This window comes from Allolucifera butyrica (assembly GCF_900476375.1).
In the GTDB taxonomy this organism is placed as follows: Bacteria; Bacillota; Negativicutes; order Sporomusales; family UPPP01; genus Lucifera; species Lucifera butyrica.
The window spans coordinates 21,103-41,875 of the sequence record NZ_UPPP01000054.1 but is presented as its reverse complement, the minus strand read 5'-3'; the positions used below and the strand labels follow the sequence as shown (position 1 = coordinate 41,875).

At 51.8% G+C, this 20,773-nt stretch carries 12 protein-coding genes; 4 read left to right on the top strand and 8 right to left on the bottom strand.

Going from position 1 to position 20,773, the window contains the following annotated elements; translation table 11 throughout:
* Positions 1-24: 24 nt before the first annotated feature.
* Positions 25-8,334, top strand: a complete 8,310-nt coding sequence (locus tag LUCIF_RS02155) for a glycoside hydrolase family 94 protein (RefSeq protein WP_122626231.1) — start codon at positions 25-27, stop codon at positions 8,332-8,334.
* A gap of 94 nt (positions 8,335-8,428) precedes the next feature.
* On the opposite strand, the gene LUCIF_RS02150 is transcribed toward LUCIF_RS02155, so the two are convergent.
* The gene (locus LUCIF_RS02150) at positions 8,429-10,987 is read right to left on the bottom strand and encodes an alginate lyase family protein (RefSeq protein WP_122626230.1); all 2,559 of its coding nucleotides are present in this window, start codon (positions 10,985-10,987) and stop codon (positions 8,429-8,431) included.
* Between the two features lie 222 nt (positions 10,988-11,209).
* Between LUCIF_RS02150 and LUCIF_RS02145 the strand changes: the two genes are divergently transcribed.
* The 3 genes from LUCIF_RS02145 to LUCIF_RS02135 are packed head-to-tail and all read left to right on the top strand — an operon-like array spanning position 11,210 to position 15,274.
* Entirely contained in the window at positions 11,210-11,665 is a 456-nt protein-coding gene (locus tag LUCIF_RS02145) for a MarR family winged helix-turn-helix transcriptional regulator (RefSeq protein ID WP_122626229.1), read from the top strand.
* On the top strand, positions 11,658-13,379 hold the full coding sequence (locus tag LUCIF_RS02140; RefSeq protein ID WP_122626228.1) for an ABC transporter ATP-binding protein: 1,722 nt from the start codon (positions 11,658-11,660) through the stop codon (positions 13,377-13,379). Before LUCIF_RS02145 ends, LUCIF_RS02140 begins: the two co-directional genes overlap by 8 nt.
* A 2-nt stretch (positions 13,380-13,381) precedes the next feature.
* Complete coding sequence (locus LUCIF_RS02135; RefSeq protein WP_122626227.1) at positions 13,382-15,274, top strand: ABC transporter ATP-binding protein; 1,893 nt, start codon at positions 13,382-13,384, stop codon at positions 15,272-15,274.
* Here LUCIF_RS02135 and LUCIF_RS02130 read toward each other — a convergent pair.
* From LUCIF_RS02130 to LUCIF_RS26425, 7 genes are all read right to left on the bottom strand, one after another.
* Positions 15,271-16,374, bottom strand: coding sequence for a uroporphyrinogen decarboxylase family protein (locus LUCIF_RS02130; RefSeq protein ID WP_122626226.1), 1,104 nt, complete (start codon positions 16,372-16,374; stop codon positions 15,271-15,273). The two genes, LUCIF_RS02135 and LUCIF_RS02130, sit on opposite strands and share 4 nt — an antisense overlap.
* Positions 16,375-16,412: 38 nt before the next feature.
* A complete protein-coding gene (iolG, locus tag LUCIF_RS02125) occupies positions 16,413-17,207 on the bottom strand; it encodes an inositol 2-dehydrogenase (protein WP_279386941.1) in 795 nt (264 codons plus the stop codon).
* Positions 17,174-17,422, bottom strand: a complete 249-nt coding sequence (locus LUCIF_RS26940; RefSeq protein ID WP_207856855.1) for a Gfo/Idh/MocA family oxidoreductase — start codon at positions 17,420-17,422, stop codon at positions 17,174-17,176. Before LUCIF_RS26940 ends, iolG begins: the two co-directional genes overlap by 34 nt.
* Before the next feature lie 120 nt (positions 17,423-17,542).
* The gene (locus LUCIF_RS02120; RefSeq protein ID WP_122626225.1) at positions 17,543-18,322 is read right to left on the bottom strand and encodes a hydroxypyruvate isomerase family protein; all 780 of its coding nucleotides are present in this window, start codon (positions 18,320-18,322) and stop codon (positions 17,543-17,545) included.
* Between the two features lie 220 nt (positions 18,323-18,542).
* Positions 18,543-19,565, bottom strand: coding sequence for a LacI family DNA-binding transcriptional regulator (locus tag LUCIF_RS02115; RefSeq protein WP_122626224.1), 1,023 nt, complete (start codon positions 19,563-19,565; stop codon positions 18,543-18,545).
* Between the two features lie 79 nt (positions 19,566-19,644).
* Entirely contained in the window at positions 19,645-20,445 is an 801-nt protein-coding gene (locus tag LUCIF_RS02110; protein WP_243638662.1) for a Fic family protein, read from the bottom strand.
* A complete protein-coding gene (locus LUCIF_RS26425) occupies positions 20,406-20,750 on the bottom strand; it encodes a DUF4172 domain-containing protein (RefSeq protein ID WP_207856851.1) in 345 nt (114 codons plus the stop codon). The genes LUCIF_RS02110 and LUCIF_RS26425 overlap by 40 nt, the downstream gene beginning before the upstream one ends.
* Positions 20,751-20,773: the final 23 nt, after the last annotated feature.

Genomic DNA, 20,773 nt, shown 5'->3' with positions numbered 1-20,773 from the left:
CTCTGAATATTCTTCAGGAGGACTATGATTCCAAATACTGAACAACTCCGACAAAAAGCACATGAACTGGCACTGACCCACGACCCTTATATAAGGCGCTGGCCCTCAAAGCGCTTATGGCGGGAATTTTATGCCGATATCAAAAAATTACGGTCCTTTATTCGCTCCCTGCAGGGAGGCAATGTAAGCTGTTCCCAGCCGGCGGAAGAATGGCTTTTAGATCATGCGGAGTTCATCGAAGAACAAGTATTAGTCATCCGCCAGCAGCTTGCCGGCGCCTTCCTGCATGATTTGCCCGGCTTACGCAAGACAGGCCAACTAAGAATCCTATCGGTCTGCGCCGATTATCTCGAACAGGTAGATGGAAACCTGACTGAGGACTCGCTCACTGCCTACATCAATTTTTACCAGGAAGTAGCGGTTCTGACCATTGCCGAAGCGTGGGCGGTTCCGGTTATCCTGCGTATCGCCCTGATCCGGCGTCTGGCCGAAGTCATGGAAACAGTCCGCGAGCGGCGGGATATCTGTACCTTTGTGGAACAGCTGCTGGCGCGCCTGGAAGCACCGAAGTTAAATCCGGAAGTACTAAAGGCCGCTCTGGAAAAAGCCGGCCAGGACATCCCCCTCTCCGGGCCGCTGATTGTCCACCTGGCCCGGCATCTGCGGGAATGGGCGGATGATTCGGCAACCGTACGGGAATGGTTAATGTGCAAACTGGAAAATGGCCCTGAGAGCCTTGACCGGATCGTCTCTTACGAGTATCAGCTTCAGGCCGCTTATCAAGTCTCTACCGGCAACCTCATTGGCAGCCTGCGCCAAATTTCGCGTTTGGACTGGTATGAGCCGTTCGAGCAAATTTGCATGGTGGAACATACGTTACGCGAGGAAAGCGCCGGTATCTATGCACGGCTTGATTTTCCCAGCCGCGATGTATTGCGCAAACAGGTTGAAAAATTGGCCCGTCGCCTGCGGGTGCCGGAGAATCTGGTGGCGCAGCAGGCCGTGGGGCTCGCGGCAAAAGAATACGAGCAGTCCTCTACGGAACGGGAAAATAAAGACACCGGTGTTCCGCCGGTGCCGGCCAACCCGCCGCGCCGCTCCTTTGCCGCTTACTACCTGCTCGAAGCAGATGGCGTTAAAACACTGTGGCATACTTTAAAATTATGCAGTACTCCCCGGCATCTGCCGGAATTAGAACTTTTACGCCACCCTGCGGGCACCTATTTTTCTCTCCTGTCCGGATTGTTTGCTGCCGCTCTGCTCGGATTCGCCGGCTGGATTGCCGGCGGTGCAAGTTTCTCCCCTGCGCAATGGCTAATCATTATACTGGCGATATCCTTGCCGGCAAGCGAATGGGCCGTTACCGCGGCCCACTGGCTTATCGAATGCACCCGGCAGCCGCGCCCCCTGCTGCGCTACGATTTCTCGCGCGGAATCCCACCGGAAGCAGCCACAATGGTTGTCATTCCTGTCATTTGGTCAACTGCCAGAGAAGTGCAGGAATTAGCGGACCGTCTGGAACTCCATTATTTAGCTAACCGGGATGCCAATATCCATTTTGCGCTCCTGGGCGATTTTGTTGACGCCGATACGGAAATTCTCTCCCGTGACAAGGACGTTCTTGACGCTGCCCGTGCAAGCATCGAGGCATTAAACCGCACCTATTCCCGTCCGGGCGGAAGCACTTTTCATCTCTTCCAGCGTCGCCGGCTCTGGAACCCTTCCGAAAAGGCATGGATGGGCTGGGAGCGCAAACGGGGCAAACTGGTGGAATTCGCCGAATTGCTTTCGGGACGGACTGATACGACATACGACTTTGTAGTCGGCGATCCGGCCGTCTTACCCCAGATCCGTTATATCATTACCCTGGATGCGGATACCCAGCTGCCGATCGGCAGCGCCCGGCAAATGATCGGTACTATGCATCTTCCCTATAACCGCCCCCGGCTGAACCCTGCCCGTACACGGGTCAGTGAAGGCTACGGCGTATTGCAGCCGCGTATCGGCATTAGCCACGACGCTGCTTTACGTTCCCGGTTTGCTTACCTGTGGTCGGTGGACCCGGGAATCGACCCGTATGTATTTGCTGCCTCTGACCCCTATCAGGATGGATTAGACCAAGGTATTTTTTCCGGAAAAGGGATATTTGATGTTGCCGCCTTTGCGCAGGTTCTATGTGAGCGCATACCGGAGAACCGGGTGCTTAGTCATGATTTGTTGGAAGGCGGATTTTTACGCGCCGGCCTGCTGTCGGATATCGAACTCATTGATGAGCAGCCTTCCACCTTCAGCGCTTACCAGTTGCGAATGCACCGCTGGGTGCGGGGTGACTGGCAATTGCTTCCCTGGCTGTTTCACCGTGTCCGCAACCGGCGGGGAACACCCTTGCCGGTTGATTTATCCCCTCTCACCCGTTGGCAGATGATCGATAACTTGCGGCGCAGTTTACTCCCACCGGCCCTATTTGCCGTACTGCTGCTGGGACTGACCGCTTTACCCGGCGCTGCCGGCCGCTGGGTTACAATGGTGCTTGCCACCTTGTTCTTACCTTTGTTCCGTCAGGTAGTGGCAATCCGCTGGGTTATCCGGCGTCCACGAAATTTACTGGGTACGCTTGGGCAAACTTTGCTCAACCTAATGATCCTGCCGTTTCAAAGCATTCTGTTGCTGGATGCAATTGGTAGAACCCTGTATCGTTTATCCGTGTCTAAGCGTCACTTTCTCGAATGGATCAGCGCTGCCGAAGTAGAACGCCGTAACCACGGCGGACGCTATCCCGTATTGTTGAGAATGTACTGGGGATATGCGCTGGTACTCCTTTTTGCCCTGGCGGCGGCCAGTACCGCTCCCGTATTGCGGTGGACAGGTTTCGCGCTTTGTGCGTTCTGGACGGCGGCTCCCCTTGCAATCCACTGGCTGAACCAACCCGTGCAGCGGCCGGAAAAATCACTTGCACCGGCTGAAACAGAAGAATTGCGACAACTGGCAGAACAGATTTGGACATTTTTCGAAGACTACGTTACCGAGACAGAGCATTGGCTGCCACCCGACAATGTTCAATGGGAACCTCCCAACGGAATTGCCCACCGTACGTCCCCTACGAACATCGGCCTGTATCTCACCTGTGTGCTGGCGGCCCGCGACTTCGGCTTTATTGATACGCCCGGTTTGATTGCGCGTCTGGAGCGTACCATTGGCACCGTGGAACAGATGACGAAATGGCAAGGCCATCTTTACAACTGGTACAATACGGTCACGCTGGAACCACTGCCGCCGTTGTATGTGTCAACGGTAGACTCCGGCAACTTTGTCGTCTGTTTGGTCACCGTCAAAGAAGGTCTGGCGGAATGGCTCCAGGCAGGCTTCACCGGGGACGGGCAGCCCGGTTCCGAACCAGTTGACAACAAGGAGGTTTTGCAGGTTGCTTTTGCGGAAGAATTATCGCCGGCAATGAACGACGAAGCCGCCGGAAAATACCGGATACCACCCAAGAACGGAGAGGGGGACTGGCTTTCGCGTGGCCAGAAACTACTTGACCGACTGGAGGAACTAATCCAAAAAACAGACTTCCGCCCACTTTACGACCCGAGGGCGAAACTGTTTCACCTGGGTTATAAAGCCGGGGTGGATGAGCCGGACCCGATCCTGTATGACTTGATGGCCTCCGAGGCGCGGCTTTCCAGTTTTATTGCCATCGCTCTCGGCCAGGTGCCGGTGTCGCATTGGCATGCGCTCGGCCGAACAATGACCCGGGTAGGAAAAAAGGTTGCGTTACTCTCCTGGTCCGGAACCATGTTTGAATATTTAATGCCCTGGTTGTTTACGCGTACCTACCGTCATACCATCTGGGACAGCACTTACCAGGCGGTAGTCCGGCGGCAAATGGAATACGCCCGCCAGCGGGGAATTCCCTTCGGCATCTCTGAATCCGGCTACTATGCCTTCGATTATCAGATGAACTATCAATACAGAGCTTTTGGGGTTCCCGGCCTTGGATTCAAGCGCGGCCTTGAACAGGATTTAGTGGTGGCGCCATACGCAACCATCCTGGCCCTCCCCTTTGTCAAGCGTCAGGGTTTGACTGCTTTACACCGGTTGGAGGAACTGGGCGCCCGGGAAAAATACGGCTATTTTGAGGCTGTTGATTTCACGTCGGAACGCCTGCCAAAGAACCAGACCAGTGCAACCATACGCAGCTTTATGGCCCATCATCAGGGAATGAGCCTACTCGCCCTCGCCAACCTGCTGGCGCCGAAAAAAATAACGGCACGCTTTCACCATGACAAGCATGTGCAGGCTGCGGAACTGCTGCTGCAGGAACGGATTCCCGCGCGGCCAAGAATCATTAAACACCCGGCCTTTGCCTTTGTCTACGCACCGTATAAGCGACCGGCGACCCCCGTGTCCCTGCGCGAATACCGCAATGCAGACACGCCGGCCCCCGAAGTATGTGTCCTGTCCAACGGGGTTTTTATGACCATCGTCACCAACAGCGGCAGCGGGCTCAGCCGCTATGAAGGTCTGGCCATTTCCCGCTGGCGTGAGGACCCGGTCCTGGATAATTGGGGAAGTTACCTGTATATCCGGGACGTTACCCTGGATAAGGTATGGTCGCCGTCGTTTCAGCCGTGCCGTGTCCCGTCCGATGAACAGCGGGTGCAATTTTCCCTTGACCGGGCCACCTTTATGCGGGTGGACGGTGATATCCAGACAAGCCTTGAAATTTGTATATCCCCGGAATGGAACGCGGAGGTCAGGCGGCTGACGCTCACGAATGCGGGCCATGAAACCCGTATCCTTGAAGTCACAACATTCCTCGAACTGGCTCTGGCGCCTCCCATGGCTGACGATGCCCATCCGGCTTTCAGCAAATTGTTCATCAAAACGGCCTACGAGGAAGAGGCCCATTGCCTGCTGGCCCGGCGCCGGCCCCGCCGGGAAGACGAAAAACCGTTATGGGCGGCCCATTCCCTGCTGGCCGCGGATCAAACCCTTGGACCGGTAGAATACGAAACCGACCGGGCCGCCTTTATTGGCCGGGGCCATACCCTCGCCCTGCCGCAGGGAATCCGTTCCCGTCTGCGGGGAACGGTGGGCTCCGTAGCCGACCCCGCTTTTATTATGCGAAAACGGATCAGCATCGAGGCCGGTGAGCAAACGCAATTGTTCGCCGTCACGGCAGTAGCCGGCACTAAAGAAGAAGCGATGGATATTGTCCGCCGTTTCTCGGGAAGCCTGGTCGTGGAACGAACCTTTCAACTGGCCTGGAATCGCAGTCAAATCGAATTGCGGCATTTACACCTGACCGCCGCCCAGGCCGCGGCATTTCAGTCCTTTGCCGGCCGGGCGCTGTATACGCCGCCGCTGCGGCCCGAACGCAGACAAAGTATCACTGTCAACCAAAAAGGCCAGTCGGGTCTCTGGGCCTACGGAATCTCCGGCGACATACCGGTAATCCTGGTACGCATCGGGGACCGGACCAACTTACCGTTTGTAGTCAATTTATTAACCGGCCATGAATACTTACGCCGGCTGGGCTTGCTTTTTGATCTGGTTATTCTAAACGAATCGGCGGGAGGCTACCAGGAAGATTTGCGGGAGGCGCTGCGGCGGGCAGTGGAACAAGTCGTTCCGTGGCATAGCACAGGCCCGGGCGGGGTTTTTATCGTCAATGCCAGCCAGTTGCCGGACGAAGACAAAACGCTCCTGTTGGCCGCGGCCCGGGTTATACTGCGTTCAGACGGCCCCAGTTTCAAGGCGCAGTCCAGACCGCCCCGGCGGACTGCCATCTTGCCTGACCCCCTTCAGACGACGGCACCCCTCAACCGGTTTCCCTGTCCCACACCGGATGACGGACCCAATTTGCAATTTTTCAATGGCTGGGGCGGATTTTCGCCGGATGGCCGGGAATACCAGATCCTGCTAAAAGACGGCAATCACTTGCCGGCGCCATGGATCAACGTAATCGCCAACCCGGTTTTCGGCTGCCTCGTGTCCGAACTCGGCACGGGCTATACCTGGTGGCGCAATAGCCGGGAATGCAAGCTAACCCCATGGTCCAACGATCCTGTACTCGATCCACCGGGTGAAATATGTTATGTACGGGACGAAGCAAGCGGCGAACTATGGTCTGCCGCTCCCGGACGGGGGGATGCCACCCGGGAAAATGGCTCCGCTGTTCCGGGCTATGCCGTTACCCATGGCCGGGGTTTCACCTCTTTTGCCCATAAACGTCAGGGAATCAGACAGGACATGACTATTTTTGTCCCGCTCAAAGATCCTGTCAAGATCGTTCAATTACGGCTAAAGAATGAATCGGCCGAACAACGGCACCTGTCCGTCACCTATTATGCAGAATGGGTGCTGGGCGTACAGCGCCAGGCAAATGCCTCTTTCGTGGTCACGGAATGGAATGAATCGTCCCGGGTTTTGCTGGCCCGCAACGCGTATCAGGAAATATTTCGCGATGCCTGGGGCGTTTTGGGCATATATTCACCGGACGAAGCAGGCGAACAACCTGGCGACGGTCTAACCTGGACAGCAGACCGCAGCGAATTTCTCGGCCGCAACGGCAACTGGCAAACCCCGGCGGCGCTAACCCGGGAACGCCTGTCCGGTCAGACTGGTCCTCTTTTTGACGCTTGCGGCGCAGTGCAAGCCAAGCTAAAACTTGAACCGGGAGCCGAATGGACCCTCTATATCCTGCTCGGCGCGGAGCATTCCCGGGATGCCGCCCTGAAACTGGCCAAAAAGTACAGTCAGCCTCGGGCTTGTGACCAGGCTCTGGAACGGGTACGGCAATTTTGGGAAGATACGCTGGGTCAAATCTCTGTTTCCACACCGGCGCCGGAGGTGGATTTAATGGTAAACGGCTGGCTCCTGTATCAGGCCCTTGCCTGCCGGATGTGGGCGCGGTCCGCCTTTTACCAGGCCGGCGGCGCATACGGCTTCCGCGATCAGTTGCAGGATTCGGTGGCGCTCCTGCACTCCCGTCCCGACTTGACCCGGGCGCAAATTTTACTGCACGCCGCGCATCAATATAAAGAAGGCGATGTGCAGCACTGGTGGCATGAGGAAACACAGCGCGGTATCCGCACGCGTTTCGCCGACGACCTGCTGTGGCTGCCGTATGCCGTCGGGCGGTATATCGAGCATACGGGAGACAGCAGCATCCTTAACGAAGTGGCCCCCTTTCTTCATAGCGAACCGTTAGCGGAAAATGAATACGAACGCTACGAACCGATCCAAGTCTCCCCCCAGAACGGTACTATTTTGGAACACTGTTTACGGGCCATCGACAGGTCGGTCCGGCGCTTCGGCGAGCACGGACTGCCGCTGATCGGCATCGGCGACTGGAATGACGGACTGAATCTGGCCGGCGCGGCAGGCCGCGGCGAAAGTGTCTGGCTCGGCTGGTTTCTCTGTGATGTGCTGAACCGGTTCGCAGAGTTATGCCGGCAGCACGGTGCGTCGAAACAGGCAGAGCTCTACCGGGACCTAGGCAAACAACTGGCTGCTTCCCTTGACGAACATGCCTGGGATGGCCAGTGGTACCGGCGGGCTTTCACCGACGCCGGGCAATGGCTGGGTTCTATCTACAATGAGGAATGCCGGATTGATGCGATCGCCCAGTCGTGGTCCGTCATCTCCGGCGCAGCGCCGCAGGAGAAGGCGCTGCCGGCAATGCAGGCCTTTGACCGTGAACTGGTGGACCGGGACCTTGCTGTCGCCCGTCTTTTAACGCCGCCGTTTGACCATACGGAACCGAGTCCCGGCTATATTCAGGGCTACCCGCCCGGAATCCGGGAGAACGGCGCCCAGTATACCCACGGTGTTATCTGGAGCATTATCGCCTGGTGCCGGCTTGGTAACGGCGACAAGGCATTTGAATTATTTCAGCTGTTAAACCCGCTCAATCACACCCGCACTGCCAAGGAAGTGCGGCAGTATGCCGGTGAGCCTTATGTCATGGCCGCCGACGTATATACGGCGGAGCCGCACCAGGGACGGGCCGGCTGGACGTGGTACACCGGAGCCGCAGGCTGGATGTATCAGGCAGGCGTCGAATGGATTCTCGGCCTTCGCCGCCGCGGCAACTGGCTGCACCTTCACCCGTGCATTCCCCGGGAATGGCCGGAGTTTTCTGTCAGTTACCGCTTTGGCAGCGCCACCTATTTGATTACGGTCAAAAATCCGTCGCACCAACCGGAGGGAGCCACGGCTCTCCAAGTTGACGGACGGGATGTTCCCCTTACGGAGGAAGACCGTAAGAAAGGTCCCCGCGTTCCGTTGCTCGATGACGGAAAAACCCATCCGGTTATCTTGATACTGTAGCCATTCGGCTCGCAGTGCAGGTCTCAGGGCATAAGAGTTTACCAAAAATACCCATAACCAATGCAGGTTATGGGTATTTTTTATGCTTTGTAAACTATTTAGCGAGGTTCGGGGCGGCCGGCGCACTGTCCAGCGGTGTGAACCACTGCGGCGGCTGACTGACTGGCTCTGCCGCTTTCCCAGTCACATGAGTCCAGGTCTGAGGCGCCAGCGTGACTTCCCGGAAAAATGGAGCCGTGATTTTTAGCCGGCAAGACTGGCTGCCGGCGTTATAAATGAATAGTTCACCGGGCTGTTCGCTCCACATAATGGCGGCGGGAAGGTCTAAGGTGAAATTCCATTGCCGGTCTTGATAAGCGCTTAACAGCCAGCCGCCAAGCATGGGTCCGGCATCCTTCCGCGCCTCGGGAGTCCGGATGACCATCCCTGCCGCCCGGGCTTGCAATAAACCTAGCTGCTGGGAATTCAGACTAAAATCTTTCGCCGTATTATCTGTGGCGATAACTACTTCCGCCTGCTCCAGGGAGGTCCGAATTTGCTGCGCCCATAACCCGGTACTTTCTACGGCCGCCGGCTGGGCCGCAAACTCCGGTTCCCTTCCCCGGTAGGGATACAAAAAGGTGGCAAAAACAGCCGGGGCTTCCTGCTGTTTCCGATAGCGCACTGTGGGAATTGTCCGGTGCTGATCAGGAAACCAGCCAAGCAGCGGTTCTTTTTGACCCTGGATAATTTCGGCCGTCAAGTGGTCCCGTGCCAATGGATAAAGCGCCAGTTGCACATCACCGGTATTCCGGCTGAACGCCGCCTGGGTCTCAGTATCCAAATAGGCCGCCGGTGCATCCAAATGAAAATGAGCATCAAAAGTATGGCTGCCGGTTCCGTCCAATGTATCCAGAACCAGCACATAATAGGGCTTAAGAAATAATACCCGGCGGGTATGGCTGATGGAACGGTCGAGGTCTCCCACCCATTTTTCCGGCGCGAATTCGCGGGTAGGATCGTAGACATTTTGCTGATACCCGCCGTCATAGGTCGCCGCCACATAATCGAAGAAGGGTGACGTGACCCACTGATTATGGACCGGCTCAGACACCGGCCCTTTCCCCGGACCGCGATGCTGCCACTTGCCATCAACAATGATTGTGTTGTGCGAGGCCGTACCAGTCGTGAAACGCCGCCAGTCGGAGTGGTCATAACTGTATGTTCCCGGATCCAGCAGCAGTGTTTTGTTCCAGGCTCGCAGCACCACTTCCAGCATGTCTTCGTGTTGGTGGCCAATCCCTGGGGGCCCGCCGCGAAAGAACAGGAATACGTCGTCTTTCTTCCAGCCGCCGCGCATGGCGTAAAAACCGGCATAAGGCAGCATAGTGGAGTCCGGCGGCTGCCGGCCCGCTTTCCCCCCGGAGACAGCCCATTCTAATAAAGGATCGTTGCCGAGAAGTTCCATTCCCTCCCGGGCTTTGCCGGTCACATCCATGTAGGCTGAATCGTTCGTCGGCACATCCCGGCCGCTTTGGTCCATCATCAGAACCGGCGCCTGATACATGGCTAGCAATTTCGCATAAAATTCTTTCGGCACCGCTAAGTGATTGAGCTTTGCCAGGCGCAGCGGCCCGGTGTAACTATTCAGGGAGTCGTACTGATAACTGGGGGTCAGTTCCGCTTCAAACCCATCCGGCGGGACCGTTCGGTCCAACTCCTGTGTCAGCCGGCTCATGGCCAGCGCCCGCCATAAGGGCGCTTCTTTCAGCTCGGGAAACAAGACGCCAATTGTATAAAGGCCGAAACACTCCGAAGTCACCCAGTTGCCGGTGCGGTCAGGCTTCTCCAGCGCCCGCCGGAGCAATTGGGCATGATCATTCAGTAAGCGGAGAAAAATCCACTGGTCCTCCGGCGTAAAGGCCGGACTGTTGAGAAAATGATAGTAGGCGTAGGGCCAGGAATCTTTCATCCGCTCGCTGGCGTCAAGACTCCGCCATAACGAAGGTTCTCCCGGAGCCAGCCTGGCATTAACAGGATTTTTCGCCGCGAAATCTTCCAACTGCGCCACCCATTCGCCGGCGTACTTTTCATTGCCGGTTTTCCAGTAGGCATCCGCCAGGGTTTTCCAAAACGGAGTACGGCCAATTGTACAATACGTCCATTCATTGGTATAAGCAGGGTCCGTGCGGGAAGCGGGATTGAAGGTCCAATTAAACTCCTGCCCCATCGGCACAAACTTCGGCGCAGAATGGTAAACCGAATTTTGAATCAGGTGGGCGCAAATCCGGTCGCCGGCCGGATCGCTGGCCGGGTCGCCGGCAGCAGCCGCCCTGGCCGGCCGGGAGTCCGGCATGACCAACCACTTGGCCGTTGAAACCAAGCGGCGATATTCCAGATAGCTCCGCTTTACTGCCGCCAGATCGTTTGCCTGGGCGGCCGCTTTCACTTGTTCCATTCCCGGCGCATTCAAATCAAGCATGGCCAGGGCCTGTAAATCCGTCGTCGCCGGCCCCTGCCTGGCCTTAGCGACCTTGGGAGGAATTACGGCGAACGTCATTCCCCATAGTACAAAACAAATTATTGCTGAATAGACAAGAATGAGGCAGTTTCTCTTGATAAACTGAAATGGATCACCCATTTCCACACAAACCTCCTTTATCATTTTAAACATCAAACAGACCCCCAGTTGCGGGACCAAGGGCCTATTTGCTGTAGTGGTAAGGTTAATGAGGATGTTGAACCACTTTATATAATACAGGAAAATTGTTGCAAAAGTATAACAAAAATCTTCCGCCTTACCGCGAAAAGCAGCTTGACAGTAGTTCGCGCTGGTAATAAAATATGTTCATGCACGACGCGTCGCGTTCGAACATATTTTAAGGAGGCTGCCACTTTGCATGAAGACCCGGCAATCCAGAAACTACTGGAAAATATGCTTTTTTTGCTGCGGAGTATGCGGCGGGGTATGGACCCCGAGACAGCCAAAGACGGCTTTACCATTCCTCAGCGAATTGTTATGGGCTTGCTGCTTCATTACGGCGAGCTGAGCGTGAAAGAATTGAGTCAAAAAGTAGGACTTTCCCACAGTACCGTCTCAGGAATCATAGACCGGCTGGAAAATAAGGGACTGGCGATACGCATCCAGCACCCGCAAGACCGCCGGATTACCAAAGTAAAACTATCCGGCCCGGTTAGCGACGACTGGAAAAACAAGCTGCATCAGACTATGTTTTCAGACTTTGTCTCAGCCTTTCAGAAGGCAACGCCGGAAGAACAGACAAAAATACTCGACGGGCTCGCAATACTGCGGCGGCTATTGGAAACAACGGAGAATAATAAAAATGATTAAATTGTTCAGTTTTTTGAAACCCTATGCCTTTTCTGTGACCGCTGTACTGGTATTCATGTTTTTCCAATCCATGGCCCAGCTGTATCTGCCGGCTTTGTTGGCAGACATTGTCAATCGCGGCATCGTGAATGGGAATAGCCGGTACATTTTCCACATTGGCGGTTTGATGCTGCTGGTCGCTGCCGGCAGCGCCGCCTGTACCGTACTGGCCAGTTATTTATCGGCCAAGGCGTCCGCCGGCTTCGGCAAGGACCTGCGCAGCAGCGTTTTCTCCCGGGCAGAAAGTTATTCCCTCCATGAGTTTGACCAAATCGGCACCGCCTCGCTTATTACCAGAACAACCAATGATATAAACCAGGTGCAGCAAGTGCTGCTTCTGATTCTACGCCTGATGATCAGTGCACCCATGATGGCCGTCGGCGGAATCATCATGGCGGTTTCCACCGATGCCACGCTGTCGCTGGTCTTTGTGGCGGTCCTTCCCCTCCTGGCTGCGGCTATCTTTCTAATTGCCGGCAGAAGTATCCCGCTGTTCCGGACCATGCAGGCCAAACTGGACCGGTTAAATCTTGTTTTGCGGGAGAACCTCACCGGTATCCGGGTAATCCGTGCCTTTAACCGCATTGACCATGAAAAGAAGCGTTTCGGCCAGGCCAACTACGATCTTACCGGCGTCGCCATCCGGGTGAACCGGCAAATGGCTGCTATGTTTCCTCTTATGATGCTGGTAATGAATTTTACCACCATTGCGATTCTCTGGTTCGGCAGTATCCGGGTCGACTATGGTGATATGCAAGTTGGGAATATGATGGCCTTTATTCAGTATTCCATGCAAATTATGTTTTCCCTGGTGATGGTGTCCATAATGTTTGTTATGATTCCCCGTGCCCAGGCTTCCGCGGTGAGAATCAACGAGGTACTGGACACGGTCCCGGATATAAAGGATGCAGTGCAAATCAAGAGCACCGGCAAGCAAAAAGGCCTGGTGGAGTTTAAAAATGTAACCTTCCGTTATCCCGGCGCCGAAAAACCGGCTATTGACAATATTTCATTCCAGGCCGGCCCGGATGAGGTTACCGCTATTATTGGCGGTACCGGCGCGGGTAAATCCACGCTGGTCAATTTGATACCGCGCTTTTATGATGTTGACCGCGGCCGCATTCTGATTGACGGAGTGGATGTGCGGGAACTCTCGCAGCAAAGCCTGCGGGCCAAAATCGGTTTTGTCCCCCAGAAAGCGGTGCTCTTTACTGGTACCATCGCCGACAATATCCGGTTCGGCAGCGAAGGGGCCCCCGCCGAGGCGGTCAGGCAGGCAGCAGCAACCGCCCAGGCCACCGAATTTATCACTGCCATGAAAGATGGTTTCGATTCTGTAATTGCTCAGGGTGGCGCCAATGTTTCAGGTGGACAGAAGCAGCGGCTGGCCATTGCCCGTGCCCTGGTGCGAAGACCGGAAATCTACATCTTTGACGATACCTTCTCGGCGCTTGACTATAAAACGGATGCCCGGCTGCGGGCAGCGTTAAAAGAAGAAACCGGGAATTCCACCGTAATCATCATCGCCCAGCGGGTAAGCACTGTAATCAATGCCGACCGGATTCTCGTTATGGACAATGGCGTCATTGCGGGGAGCGGAAACCATGAAGAACTTTTAGCAACCTGCGGAGTATATCGTGAAATTGTAGCCTCGCAGCTGTCAGGGGGGGAATAGGCATGACCGGAGCAGCGAAAGAGCAGAAACCGGGCGGAGGATCCGGCCCGATTTTCGGCAGAGGCCCCCTGGGAGGCCAGTTGGGACTGCCGGTTGAAAAAGCGAAGAATTTTAAGGGCACCCTGCAAAGGCTCCTAAGCTATTTAAAACCCCGCAGACTTCAGCTTCTAACAGTTTTTCTCATGGCTGTTTTCAGTATGGCTTTCAGCACGGTCAGCCCAAAAATTCTGGGTTTGGCCACCACCCGTCTATTTGCCGGCATCCTGCTCAAATTAAAACATGTGCCCGGCGCCCAGGTGGATTATCACTATATATTGCAAATTATTATGCTACTCGCCGGACTTTACCTTTTCAGCTCATTTTTCAGCTATATCCAGCAATACCTCATGGCAGGCATTGCCCAAAAAACCGTTTTCGCCATGCGTAACGATATTAATGAAAAGCTGGCCCGTCTGCCGCTCAGCTATTTTGACGCCAATACCCACGGCGAAATCTTGAGCCGGGTTACCAACGACGTTGACAACATCGCCACCACGCTGCAGCAGAGTATGACCCAGCTGATCACCTCCGTAATTACCATTGCCGGCGTAGTCATTATGATGTTGACCATCAGCCCGGTAATGAGTCTCATCGCTTTCATAATCCTGCCTCTTTCCTTTCTGCTGACAGCGAATATCACTAAACGTTCCCAGAATTATTTTGCCGCTCAACAGCAGGAATTGGGCGAGCTAAACGGCCATGTGGAGGAGATGTACGGGGGACATACAATTGTTAAGGCCTTTGGCTACGAGAAACAATCGCTTGACCGGTTCAACCGGATTAACGAAAGGTTATATACTGCCGGCTGGAAGGCTCAGTTCGTGTCCGGCCTGATTATGCCGCTCATAAATTTTATCAGCAATATCGGCTATGTATTGGTTTGCGTGACCGGTGGAATTCTGGTCGCCAAAGAGAAGCTTGAAATCGGCGATGTCCAGGCTTTTATTCAATATTCCCGGCAGTTTACCATGCCTATCGTGCAAACTGCTAATATCGCCAATATCATCCAGTCCACCGCCGCGTCGGCGGAACGCGTATTTGAACTTTTAGATGCCGCGGAAGAAATCCCGGATAAAAAAGAAGCCTTGAATATTGAATCACCACAGGGTGCGGTCCGCTTCCATAACGTTAACTTCGGTTACAAAAAAGACACGATCCTGATTGAAAATATGAATCTGGATGTCGAGCCGGGACAGACCATTGCGATCGTGGGCCCTACCGGAGCGGGCAAGACCACCCTGGTAAACTTATTAATGCGTTTCTATGAAATAAACAACGGCAAAATTACCTTGGACGGCGTTGATATCCGTGATTTACAGCGGGGCAGTCTGCGTATGATTTTCGGCATGGTGCTGCAGGACACCTGGCTCTTTCATGGCACGATCCGGGATAACATCGCCTATGGCCGCAAGGATGCCACGGAGGAAGAGATTGTGCAGGCGGCCCGGGCGGCTCACGCCGACCACTTTATCAGAACCCTGCCCGACGGCTATGCTACCGTCCTCAATGAAGAAGCCACTAATATATCCCAGGGTCAAAAACAGCTTCTAACCATTGCCCGGGCTATCCTGGCCAATCCAGCCATCCTGATTCTTGACGAGGCTACCAGCAGTGTTGACACCAGGACCGAGCTTTTGATCCAAAAGGCGATGACCGCCCTGCTGCAGGGAAAAACCAGTTTCGTCATCGCCCACCGGTTATCCACCATTCGGGATGCCGATTTAATCCTGGTGATGGACAGCGGCCGCATTATTGAGAAAGGCACCCATGCCGAACTGCTGGCGAAGGGCCGCTTTTACGCCGACCTTTACAACAGCCAGTTTGCCGGCCAGGAAAATCAAGCCGTATCCGTCTAATCTTCTCCCCGGCTTTTTCTAATTGCTTTGGCCAGGGCGATCGTATTTTCAACCGGCACGTTATTCATTATTTCCTGTGACGGACCGCAAATATAGCCGCCATTTTTCCCCAATATTTCAATTGTACGCATCGTTTCATCATATACTTCCTGTGGTGTTTTAAACGCCAATAACTCCTGCGTATCGACACCGCCATAAAAAATCAAGTCATTGCCATACTCCCGTTTAAGGAAGCGAATATCCATACAGGTCTGAACCGGTTCTAACACATCCAGGCCAATTTCAATAAGATGAGGAATAAAGGGTGTAATCCGGCCGCATGAATGCATCTGCACAGGAATGCCGGCTTCTTTAAAAGCAGCAAAAACTTTTGCATAACGCGGTTTAAAATATTTTACAAACATGTCTTCTGATATTAAAGTAGATATCTGAGTCCCAAGGTCATCACCAAAGTGGCCGATTTTAAAACCGCGTTTTCCACACTCCCTGGCCATCTCAACTTTATAGTCGCAAACTACATCCATAATCCGGCAGGCAATCTCCGGCTCTGCAGCAAGATAACACATGAAATCTTCGATTCCGACCAAATTATAGCCTTTTTCCCATATACCGTTATAACCACTGAGATAGACAAGGAAATCTCCGGAATACTTTTTCAGGTCCGCTTCCGCACTGCGAAATAAAACATCCCGGATTTCCACCGGAAGGGGTGGTGCTTTGAAATTAGCAAGCAGTTCCGGCTTTTCGCTTACTTCTTTTAATGGATGCGCCATATTGAAGTAAGTAGTTGCCGTAAGCTCAAATTCCATTCCCCAGCCGTCGACGACAGTTCCTTTATCTCGATGGATCGTAACACGGCCTTCCCGTTCCGCTTCAACCATTTTTTCCTGATTATATAGCTCTTTGGTCGGTACATCATCCAGATGTGTTGTCCATTTTATATGATTTCCCAGATAGGAATCAACTTCGGCCTCCGTTTTCAGCCCCAAATACTCTCCTATCTCCATTTTCTTCCGCAGATTAGTGAACTCAATCTGGCTGGGAAGATAGTTTGTATTTTTTCGGCGAATCACATCCAAGGTAAGCTGTTCACGATTCATAAATTATTTCCCCCCTCAATATTCAAAATTTGTTGCACTTACCCTTCTAATTTAACCGGTTTTCCCGTCCGGCAGGACTCCTGGGCCGCCAGACCGATGAGTACCGGTTTTAGTCCGTCAATTCCCGAGACTACAGGCTCCGTATCATTCAATATACAACGGAAAAATTCTTTCATTTCCGCTTCATAGGATTCCAGGTACCGTTCGAGAAAGAAATATTTAGGTTTGCCGGCAATTACCGCCGAATCAGTACTCAAAACTACGTTGGTGGGAATATCATTCGTTACGGTTATGCCGCCTTTCGACCCCAGTACTTCCACTCGCTGGTCATAGCCGAATACGGCCTGGCGGCAGTTGTCAATCGTACCGATGGCGCCATTTTGGAACTTTAAGCTGATCAAAGCAGTATCCACATCGCCAGCTTCGCCAATCCGCTCATCTACGAGTACGCCCGCATTGGTATATACTTCGGTCACTTCGCTGCCGGTCAAATAACGCACCATATCAAAATCATGGATGGTCATATCCAGGAACAACCCGCCCGAAACTTTCACATATTCAATTGGCGGTGGCGCCGGGTCGCGGGAAATGACGTTAACAATCTGCACATCACCGATTTCTCCATTTTGAATCAGTTCTCTGACTCTTTTAAAATTATGATCAAACCGCCGATTAAATCCTATCTGCAACTTAACTCCCGCTTTTTCTACTGCGTCAAGCGCGGCCTGAATCCGGTCGATGCTGAAATCAATCGGTTTTTCACAGAAGATATGTTTACCGGCCTGGGCCGCTTCGATGATCATTTGCGAGTGGGTGTTCGTGGAAGAGCAGATAATGACCGCCGCGATTTCAGGATCGTAAATGACTGCTTATAATCATCATAAACATTGGCGATTCTCAGACTATGCGCCCATTCCTTCACTTTATCGGCATAAATATCAACGATCGCAACCACTTCCACTGCCGGAAAGTTCTTCACAATCGCCGTGGCATGAAGTTGACCAATCCGGCCTGCACCAATGATGCCGACTTTCATTTTCTTATCCATTGTAAGCCCTCCTGTTTCAACAAAAACTTCTACTTCCTAGAAAGACCCAAAGGGTCTTTAACAAGCACTTGACTGAATCTTATCAATCGTCGGTATTTTTTAAATAAAATAATAATACTTTTACAGCTTTATCAATTCTTTCACGACTTCCAGGGAGGCACGGGAAGGAGAAAGTTCAAAACCGACAATACCGCGGTAGTCTAGTTTGCGCAATTGATTCATAACATTTTTAAAGTTAATTTCTCCGGTCCCAGGCTCATGCCGGCCGGGAACATCCGCAATATGTATGTAATCAATAGAGTCGATACACTTCGTCAAGGTATCCATAATATTTCCCTCATTAATTTGCATATGGTAAACGTCATATAAAACCTTGATATATTCGGAGTTTACCATCTGTATCAAAGTAACGGCATCCTTTGTATAGGCCAGAAAATTGCCCACATGGTCCTGATATATATTTAACCCTTCCAATACCAGAACAGTTTTATTTTCCTCCGCCATAGGAGCCAGTTGTCTTAAAACATCGTACATATTGGCAAACTTCTCGTAATCGCTTATTTCATTATAATGATTTACAACCACGCCGCCTTCACCGAGAGCATTGGAGTGAATCACCAAATGGCCGCAATGTAGCCGCTGCGCTGTTTTTATCGATTTTTTAATAAAATCAATATAAGCTTCCTTTTCCGCTTTATTTACCAGGGAAAAATCTTTGTCGCCGGAAAAGCTGGCGATCTTCAGACTGTATTGATCGCATAACTGTTTAATCGTATCAATGTCTTTGTCGGTCCATGACCAAAATTCCACATAGTCAAAACCGGCTTCCTTGGCCAGGGCAAATCTTTCATAAAAAGGAACTTCGGTAAAAAGCATTTCAATACACGCCGATTTTAGCATAGTAACCAACTCCTATCTTTTACTATTAAGATGAAACTGCCGAGACAACCGATTAGGTCAGCATAAAATCTCTCCTCCCTTTTCACCCGTATTCTACAAAATCATTGGATTCGTTACCAGTGTAACAACCCCTGACATTACTGAATCATTATAACTACAAATCTGTATTTCAATCATGTTTCCTGGAATCGTATGCAAAAAGTTATAAAAAAAATTATTGTTATGGCAGCATATTGCCGGTTGATTCCCTAACGACTAGTTTCGGCTGAATTGCTAACTTTTGTTTCACATGGTCCCCTTTATTTTCCAATAATTCAATTAAGCGCTTGCAAGTCAAAAGTGCAATTTCCTTGTATGGCTGGTGAATCGAAGTCAGATTGGGTGAAAAGTACGTACACAATTCCGTATTGTCATACCCTACTACCGCGATGTCTTCCGGCACTTTAATATGCAATTCCCTCAACGCCGACAGAACGCCCAAAGCCATCAAATCATTTTGCGCAAAGATAGCAGTAATACTTTTCAATAGATCCACATTCTTCTTTATCAACTGAAAACCCGAAGTAAATGTACTGTCACCAAAAAACAGCAGCTTGTCATTAAAGGGTACATTATGATCATAAAAGGCACCCTTACAGCCTTCCGTCCGCAGTTTGAATTCACCGCCGGCAACATCGGCCGAAATGCACAGTATCTTTTTATGTCCCAGTTTTAGCAGATGTTCGCCGGCCAAATACCCGCCTTTGATTTGATCGGCATGGACATAGTCCACATCTCTGTTCTTGCAAACATCCGGCAAATACTTGCAAAAGACATACGCAATATCAGACTTTTCCAGATAATCCATCGTTTCGATATCGAGTTCCGGTTGTAAAATAATAAAGCCGTCCACTTTTTGCGAAGCGATGAGTTTTCGAATATTGCTTTGCCCAAAAGAGGGCGATACGATGACATCAAACTGCAGTTGCGTTAAGTTCTCGATTAATGTATCCTGCCAGGCCCGGGAGTGTACGTCAAAGCCGTGATCCACCATGCTTTGCGGCAGGATCAGGCCAATAGTATACGTTTTATTTACCTTTAGACTTCTTGCATTCGCATTAAACTGGAAACCATGTTCCTCCGCAATTTTTAGTATCCGCTGTTTCGTTTTTTCCGAGGCAAACGGGCTGTTGTTCAGGCAACGCGATACGGTTGACTGGCTGACATTGGCAATTCTGGCAATATCCTTGGTTGTAATTGACATAGCATTATCCTTTTATTTATTCTTGCATACGTACCCAATAATCATTATAGGAAATTTCAGACTACTTGTAAAGATATCTTTAAATTAATTCCTTAATCAACAGGTAATTTGTACTACGGCCTCCTGACGGACCTTTAAAAAGTATACCCCGCTTAACAAGATCGTTTATATCACGGTTTGCCGTATCTTGAGAACATTTGCATAATTTTGCCCACTTGCTGGAAGTTAGATTTCCCTTGAAATCCTCTAAAAGCATCCTTATAATTTTCCGCTGCCGTTCACTAAGTTGCTGATCGGCAATTGAATCCCAAAACTTGGCTTTTTGAAGTACGTTAATCAAACAGTCTCTAGCCTGATCCAATGCCCTGTCCATGCACGCCAAAAACCAGTCTAAAGTTTCGGTTATATCCAACGCGCCTTTTTGAGCAGCTTCTAAACAGTTATAATAATCATCGCGTCCCTGTCGGATCTGCGCAGACATACTATAAAATCGCTGGTAGCTATTCTCTGACCGCGCCAACAACATATCGGCGAGAGCACGGGCAATACGCCCGTTGCCATCATCAAATGGATGAATGGTGACAAACCAAAGGTGTGCAATCCCGGCCTTCAGTACAAGATCAATACCGTCGTTTTCGTTATTAAACCATTTAATAAAAGCCGACATTTCCTTTTCAAGGCGTTCGGCTTCCGGAGCCTCAAAGAGTACGCGTTCCCGGCCATAGGGGCCGGATAATACCTGCATTGGACCTTTCCGCCATGCTCCAACCGTAACATGGTTAAGTCCACTGTAACCGGTCGGGAATAACGCCGAATGCCAGCCGAATAACCGTTTTTTAGTCAATTTGTCGTTATAGTTACGAGTTGCGTCCAAAAGCATTTCAACCACGCCATCGGTATTCCTGCAGGTGGCAATCCTCCGTTATCTACCCCCATGTGCTGCGCTACGGATGAACGGACATGATCCGGGTTGAGTATTTGCCCTTCTATTTCACTAGATTTCACAACATCCTGGGTTATCGTTTGTACGACTGCTTCCAATTGAAGAGAAAAGCCAATAGACTTCATTTCACCAATTAGCTTACCTTGTTTAAAACGAACGTTGGCTAATTTTACCACCAAGGCATTATAATCCCATTGAAAATTTGGCCAATCTGGTAATTCATGTATGTAAACCGCCAGCATTCTCCGCACCTCCTGCGGATATT

Excerpts from the sequence above, each read along its gene's own strand:
- LUCIF_RS02155 (WP_122626231.1), top strand. The coding sequence starts at position 25 with ATGATTCCAAATACTGAACAACTCCGACAAAAAGCACATGAACTGGCA.
- LUCIF_RS02150 (WP_122626230.1), bottom strand. The coding sequence starts at position 10,987 with ATGTTTAAAATGATAAAGGAGGTTTGTGTGGAAATGGGTGATCCATTT.
- LUCIF_RS02140 (WP_122626228.1), top strand. The coding sequence starts at position 11,658 with ATGATTAAATTGTTCAGTTTTTTGAAACCCTATGCCTTTTCTGTGACC.
- LUCIF_RS02135 (WP_122626227.1), top strand. The coding sequence starts at position 13,382 with ATGACCGGAGCAGCGAAAGAGCAGAAACCGGGCGGAGGATCCGGCCCG.
- LUCIF_RS02130 (WP_122626226.1), bottom strand. The coding sequence starts at position 16,374 with ATGAATCGTGAACAGCTTACCTTGGATGTGATTCGCCGAAAAAATACA.
- LUCIF_RS26940 (WP_207856855.1), bottom strand. The coding sequence starts at position 17,422 with ATGGATAAGAAAATGAAAGTCGGCATCATTGGTGCAGGCCGGATTGGT.
- LUCIF_RS02120 (WP_122626225.1), bottom strand. The coding sequence starts at position 18,322 with ATGCTAAAATCGGCGTGTATTGAAATGCTTTTTACCGAAGTTCCTTTT.
- LUCIF_RS02115 (WP_122626224.1), bottom strand. The coding sequence starts at position 19,565 with ATGTCAATTACAACCAAGGATATTGCCAGAATTGCCAATGTCAGCCAG.
- LUCIF_RS02110 (WP_243638662.1), bottom strand. The coding sequence starts at position 20,445 with ATGCTTTTGGACGCAACTCGTAACTATAACGACAAATTGACTAAAAAA.
- LUCIF_RS26425 (WP_207856851.1), bottom strand. The coding sequence starts at position 20,750 with ATGCTGGCGGTTTACATACATGAATTACCAGATTGGCCAAATTTTCAA.